The 5193-nt window shown below is 73.3% G+C and carries 2 protein-coding genes; both read left to right on the plus strand.

Features of this window, described 5'->3' with window-relative positions; all coding sequences use genetic code 11:
• The coding region (locus ACZ4VL_RS40015) for an amino acid adenylation domain-containing protein (RefSeq protein WP_468210782.1) at positions 1–3983 on the plus strand (3983 nt) is incomplete at its 5' end.
• Positions 3980–5193 (plus strand): condensation domain-containing protein (locus ACZ4VL_RS40020; protein WP_468210785.1); only part of this gene is annotated, 1214 nt, incomplete at its 3' end. The genes ACZ4VL_RS40015 and ACZ4VL_RS40020, both read left to right, overlap by 4 nt.

A 5193-nucleotide genomic window follows, 5' to 3' on the forward strand; every position in this document is an offset into this window, starting at 1 on the left:
GCGAGCTCTACGTCGCGGGCTCGCACCTCGCGGAGGGCTACCTCGGCCGCCCGGCCCTCACCGCCGAACGCTTCGTCGCGGATCCGTTCGGGCCGACGGGCAGCCGCATGTACCGCACGGGTGACCTGGCCCGTTGGAACGTCCACGGGGAGATCGAGTTCCTCGGTCGTGCCGACCAGCAGGTCAAGCTCCGCGGTTTCCGCATCGAGCTCGGCGAGATCGAGACGGTGCTGCTCGCGGACCCGTCGGTGGCCCAGGCCGCGGTCGTCGTCCGTGAGGACCGGCCCGGCGACAAACGGCTCGTCGCCTACCTCGTGCCCGCCGACGGGTGCGCGATCGACCCGGACGGGCTGCGCCGGTACGCCGGATCGGCGCTGGCGGAGTACATGCTGCCGGCCGCGTTCGTCGCACTGGAGGCCCTCCCGCTGACGGCCAACGGCAAGCTCGACCGGCGGGCCCTGCCCGCCCCCGAACTGCGGGGCAGCACGGAAGGCAGCCGTGCCCCGCGGACGCCCGCCGAAGAGGTGCTCTGCACCCTGTTCGCCGAGACCCTCGGCCTGCCCGCCGTCTCCGTCGACGACGACTTCTTCCGCCTCGGCGGCCACTCCCTCCTCGCCACCCGGCTCGTGGCCAAGGTGCGCGACGCATTCGGGGTGCAGGTACTGGTCCGGGACCTCTTCCAACACCCGACGGCCGCAGCCCTCGCCGACCGCATCGCGGCCGACCAGGGGGCGGGCACCCGCCCCGCCCTGGTCGCCGCGGCCCGGCCGGAGCGCCTGCCGCTGTCCGCGGCCCAGCAGCGGCTGTGGTTCCTCGACCAGCTGGAGGGCCCGTCGGCGACGTACAACATCCCGATGGCCATCAGGCTGACCGGCCCCCTCGACCACGACGCACTGCGCGGGGCCCTCGCCGACGTGGTGGGACGGCACGAGGCACTGCGGACGGTGTTCCCCGCCGCGGACGGCACCCCGTACCAGAAGGTCCTTCCGGCGGAGGAGGTCGACTTCGCGCTGCCCGTGCTCCCGACGGCCGAGGACACCCTCCGGTCGACGCTGGCGGCCCTGGCCGGGGCCGTCTTCGACCTCTCCGGCGAACTGCCTGTCCGGGCCACCCTGCTGGAGCTCGGACCGCAGCAGCACGTGCTGCTGCTGGTCGTGCACCACATCGCCTCGGACGGTTGGTCGAACGCCCCGCTGGTGCGGGACCTCGGCACGGCGTACACGGCCCGCGCCGACGGCAACACCCCCGTCTGGGAGCCGCTGCCCGTGCAGTACGCCGACTACACGCTGTGGCAGCGGGAGCTGCTCGGTGACGCGGACGACCCCGGCAGTGTGCTGGCGTCGCAGCTCGACCACTGGAAGACGGCGCTGGCCGGGCTCCCGGACGAGGTGTCGCTGCCCGCGGACCGCCCCCGGCCGGTGGTCGCCTCGTTCCGCGGCGCCACCCACTCGGTGTCGTGCCCTGCCGAGGTGCACGAGGCGCTCACCGGCCTCGCCCGCGAGACCGGCACGACGTTCTTCATGGTGGCCCAGGCGGCCGTGGCCGCACTCCTCACCCGCTCCGGGGCCGGCACCGACATCGCGATCGGCTCTCCCGTCGCCGGGCGGGCGGACCAGGCCCTGGACGACCTGATCGGCTTCTTCGTCAACACCCTCGTCCTGCGGACCGACACCGGCGGCGACCCCACGTTCCGGGAACTCCTCCGACGCGTCCGCGAGACCGACCTCGGGGCCTGGGCGCACCAGGACGTGCCCTTCGACCGGCTCGTCGAAGCCCTCAACCCCGAGCGGTCCGCCTCCCGCCACCCCCTGGCCCAGGTCATGCTCTCGGTCACGGACGCGGGCGTGCCCGTTCCGGACCTGCCGGGTGTGACCGCCGAGTCGGAGTTCACACCGCTGGAGATCGCCAAGTTCGACCTCACCTTCACCTTCCGGGAGCACCACGGCCCGACCGGCGGACCCGTCGGCTTCGACGTGCACGCGGAGTACGCCACCGACCTCTACGACGCCCGTACCGTGGAGGCCGCCCTGGCCCGCCTGGTCCGGCTGCTCGGGGCGGCCGCCGCCGCCCCGGACCTGCCCACCGGCGACCTCGACATGCTGGGCGACGAGGAACGCCGGCGGCTGCTCGACACCTGGAACGGCGCCCGCATCCCCCGTACCGGCACCTCCTTGCCCGGGGCGTTCGCCGCGCAGGCCGCCCGCACCCCGGACGCCCAGGCCCTCGTGATGGGAGAACGGAGCCTCACCTACGCCGAGTTGGACGCCTGCGCCGACCGGCTGGCCCACCGGCTACGGGATGCAGGTGTCCGTCCGGGGGACCCCGTGGTCCTCTACAACGAACGCTCCCCGGAGGCCGTCGTCGCGACCCTCGCGGTCGTGAAGGCCGGGGCGGTCTACGTCCCGCTGGACATCCGCTACCCCACCGACCGCATCAACCTGATCATCCGGGAGTCGAAGGCCGGAGTCTTCCTCACTGACCGCACCCTCACGGCTCTGGACCTCCCCGAGCACGCCCGCACGATCCCGGTCGCCGGCGTGGCCGACACCGACGACATCGCCGACGCCACGGACGCCACCGTCGGCCGGTCCGGCCCGCTGTCCGCCGTCCACCCCGACCAGCCCGCCTACGCGATGTTCACCTCCGGCTCTACCGGAGTCCCCAAGGGCGTCGCGGTCACCCACCGCAACATCACCGACCTGGCCGCCGACGCGCCGTTCCCGCCCGCATCGCGCGCCCGCATGCTGCTGCACTCGCCGATGGCCTTCGACGCGTCGACGTTCGAACTGTGGATGCCGCTGCTGGCCGGCGGCACCCTCGTCATCGCGCCGCCCGGACTGCTCGACGCGACCGCGCTGGGCCGGGTGCTCTCGGAAGGACGGGTCACCGGCCTCGTCCTCGCGGCAGGACTGCTGCAGATGGTGGCCGAGGAGGAGCCGGAGGCCCTCGCCGGCGTACGGACCGTGCTGACCGGCGGCGACGTGGTGTCGGTGGAGGCGGTCCGGCGCATCCAGGAGCACTGCCCCGGCACCACCGTGCTCAACGGCTACGGCCCCACCGAGGCCACCGTCATGGCCGCCGCGCACGCGGTCCGCAGGCCCCTCGACTACCCGGGCGCCCTGCCGATCGGCACCGCACTGGACAACACCCGGCTGTACGTCCTGGACGACGCCATGCGCCTCGTACCGCCCCTGACCCCGGGCGAGCTCTACCTGGCGGGCGCCGGCCTCGCCGCCGGCTACCTCAACCGCCCCGCGCTCACCGCCGAACGCTTCACCGCCGACCCCTACGGCCCGCCCGGCAGCCGCATGTACCGCACCGGCGACCTCGCCCGCTGGAACCACCGCGGGGAGATCGAGTTCCTCGGCCGCGCCGACCAGCAGGTCAAACTCCGCGGCTTCCGCATCGAACCCGGCGAGGTCGAGACGGTCCTGTGCCGGCACGCCTCGGTCGGACAGGCGGCGGTGGTCCTCGGTGAGGTCCGGCCCGGCGACAAGTGCCTCATCGGCTACGTGACACCGGCCGAAGGGGCCCGCGTCGACGTTGTCGAGCTGCGCGCGCACGCCGCCGCGGTCCTGCCCGACTACATGGTGCCGGCGGCGTACGTCGTCCTGGACGCCCTGCCGTGGACCGCCAACGGCAAACTCGACCGCCGGGCACTCCCGGCGCCGGAACCGTTCGACGAGGACACCGGCCAGGGCCGGCCGCCCCGCAGTCCCGAGGAGGCCAAGCTCTGCGACCTCTTCGCGGAGGCACTCGGCCGCCCCGCCGTGTCCATCGACGACAACTTCTTCCACCTGGGCGGGCACTCCCTGCTCGCCACCCGGCTCGTACGCCGGATCAACAGCGTCATGGGAGCCGGCCTCGCGGTCGGCACCCTCTTCGAGAATCCGACAGTGGCCACCCTGGTCGACAAGGTCGACGGCGCCGCCGGCGTCCGACCCAAGCTTCGGCCGATGCGCCGGATGGGAGCAGCCAAGTGATCCCCTTGTCCTACGCCCAGCAGCGGCTCTGGTTCCTGGACCAGATGGAGGGCCCCTCGGCGACGTACAACATCTCCCTGGCGATACGGCTGACCGGCGACCTAGACCGCAGCGCACTGCACGGCGCCCTGGCCGATGTCGTCGGCCGGCACGAGGCGCTGCGGACGGTGTTCCCCGCTGTGGACGGCACTCCGCACCAGCAGGTCCTGACAGCGCAGGAGACCGACCTCGCGCTGCCCGTGCTCCCGGCGACCGAAGACACCCTCCAAGCCACCCTGGCCGAGCTGGCCGGGGCCGCCTTCGACCTCTCCGGCGAACTGCCCGTCCGGGCCACCCTGCTGGAGCTCGGACCGCAGGAGCACGTGCTGCTGCTGGTCATGCACCACATCGCCTCGGACGGCGGTTCCAACGCCCCGCTGATGCGCGACCTGGGCACCGCCTACGCCGCCCGCAGCAGGGGCGGTGCGCCCGACTGGGAGCCCCTGGAGGTCCAGTACGCCGACTACACGCTGTGGCAGCGCGAGGTGCTCGGCGACGCCGACGACCCGGACAGCGTACTGGCGGCACAACTGGACTTCTGGAAGACGGCGTTGGCCGACGCCCCGGACGAGGTGTCGCTGCCCGCGGACCGGCCGCGGCCGGTGGTCGCCTCGTTCCGCGGCGCGACCCGCACCGTCTCCTGCCCGGCCGAGGTGCACGAGGCGCTGGCCGCCCTGGCGCGCGAGACCGGGACCACGTTCTTCATGGTGGCCCAGGCGGCCGTGGCCGTCCTGCTCACCCGTTCCGGGGCCGGCACGGACATCGCGATCGGCTCGCCCGTCGCGGGGCGGGCGGACGAGGCCCTGGACGACCTGATCGGCTTCTTCGTCAACACGATCGTCCTGCGGACCGACACCGGTGGTGATCCGACGTTCCGGGAACTCCTCCGGCGCGTTCGTGACACCGACCTGGCGGCGTGGGCGAACGAGGACGTGCCGTTCGACCGGCTCGTCGAGGCGCTCAACCCGGAGCGGTCCGCCTCCCGCCACCCCCTCTTCCAGGTCATGCTCACCGTCGGTCAGTCCCTCGGCGGCGGACCCGAACTGGGCGCTCTGCGGACCGAGTTCGTGCTGCCGGAGCTGCGCATCGCCAAGTTCGACCTGACCTTCGGCTTCGAGGAGCACCGCACCGCCGACGGCCGGCCCGCGGGCTTCGACGTCACCGTCGAGTA

The sequence above is a fragment of the Streptomyces sp. NPDC029014 genome, from assembly GCF_055564695.1.